This window comes from Pontibacter sp. 13R65, from assembly GCF_047525655.1.
Taxonomy (GTDB): Bacteria; Bacteroidota; Bacteroidia; order Cytophagales; family Hymenobacteraceae; genus Pontibacter.
Genome location: NZ_JBLIQL010000054.1, coordinates 1 through 1350 on the forward strand (window position 1 = coordinate 1; position 1350 = coordinate 1350).

A 1350-nucleotide genomic window follows, 5' to 3' on the forward strand; every position below is an offset into this window, starting at 1 on the left:
AAGGAGGCTCGTCCCGGCAAAAAGCCTGTTTGAATTTCATAGCAGTAAGCGACTAGTACTCTTACAGGTAGTCCTTTGCCAGAACGAAAGTTACATGGTAGAGGAGTTGTTAGACAGTCTGACGGTGTTGTACATGAGGTGAGCGATGCGTAGCAGAGCTTTGCTCATGTGCCTTGTTGGCTCGAGTTATTTTTCAATTCTCCCAGCTCTATTTCTACAATCTCATCATTAGGAGTGTTTGAACCAACTACCCTTTGTCCATCTACTTCCAGCAAAGTCAAGACATTAAATCTTTCTTCACTTATAAAAGAGATGTCAAGTTCGGTGTCGTACACCAATACTTTTTGAGGATTTCCTTTTGGTAATCGAAATCTCCAAACAGGAACAGCAACATATCTACTGTCACTGGACCAGACTGGAGGTCCAGTACACTTCTCATCAATTGTTATTTTCTTAGCTCCATTAACCAAAAAGCACTCACCCATTAGAGGGCTTGACATAGCAAACTCAGTTAGGTTATAGTATTCTAACTTTTTACTTCCATCTGGTGACTTCATACAAGAGTCTGTATTATGGAAATTATAAGGGTTGGGTTTCATGCTTTTAATTTGAGCCAACGGCTGGTACATAAAATGAGTAAGGCGTAGCCGAAGCTTGGTTTATGTGCAGGGTTAGCGGATGCTTTTCTTTTTATTTCTATTTGCTTTCAGATCAGTCAGAAACGAATCTCTGTACTCCCTTAGTTTGCGTCTGTACCAGAATGGGAGTAGATACAAGAATGTTAGAATTACAATCCACCCACCGACCACTATAACCACACCCAAAGTGCCACTATCAGTAACAAGAGCAAACAAAGTCAAAAACACGAGAAAACTTAAAAATATGGAGATAGCAAGGAAATAAGCTCCAGTATAAGGAATTACTTCACCTTCCGCTGTTGTCTCTGAAGCCCTCTTTCCTTCATTGAATGTGATGTTTATTTTGCCTGCGCCTCTATAGGGATTGAACATCTTAGGGTTTACTTCTATCTCCACTGAGTCTTCACTGGTTAGCTTCACTTCTTTGTAGTCGATAAAGCCAATACCAAGTATGCTTGCTAAGTCTCTTTTCTTTCCTTTTTCTCGTGCGATAGTCTCCATCACCTTAGACTTAGGCTGGTTAATCTCTATTGAGAATTTTTCATGGTATCGCTCGAGAAATTTTTTCATACTTTGAAGTAACCGCTAACGGTACTCGTGCAGCCGATGGGCGAGGCGGAGCCAACCATAAAGGCTGAACTTGGTTGTGCGGAGATATATTATTTTAATGCTTTGCTTAATTGAATATAATTTTCTGATTCAATGAAGTTAA

At 40.1% G+C, this 1350-nt stretch carries 2 protein-coding genes; both read right to left on the bottom strand.

The window, feature by feature from the left end:
- Nucleotides 1–164: 164 nt before the first annotated feature.
- Nucleotides 165–557, bottom strand: a complete 393-nt coding sequence (locus ACMA1I_RS23260; RefSeq protein WP_337070889.1) for a hypothetical protein — start codon at nucleotides 555–557, stop codon at nucleotides 165–167.
- Between the two features lie 114 nt (nucleotides 558–671).
- On the bottom strand, nucleotides 672–1208 hold the full coding sequence (locus tag ACMA1I_RS23265) for a hypothetical protein (RefSeq protein ID WP_337070890.1): 537 nt from the start codon (nucleotides 1206–1208) through the stop codon (nucleotides 672–674).
- Between the last annotated feature and the right edge of the window lie 142 nt (nucleotides 1209–1350).

Coding starts and splice junctions, on each gene's coding strand:
- ACMA1I_RS23260 (WP_337070889.1), bottom strand. CDS start 557: ATGAAGTCACCAGATGGAAGTAAAAAGTTAGAATACTATAACCTAACT.
- ACMA1I_RS23265 (WP_337070890.1), bottom strand. CDS start 1,208: ATGAAAAAATTTCTCGAGCGATACCATGAAAAATTCTCAATAGAGATT.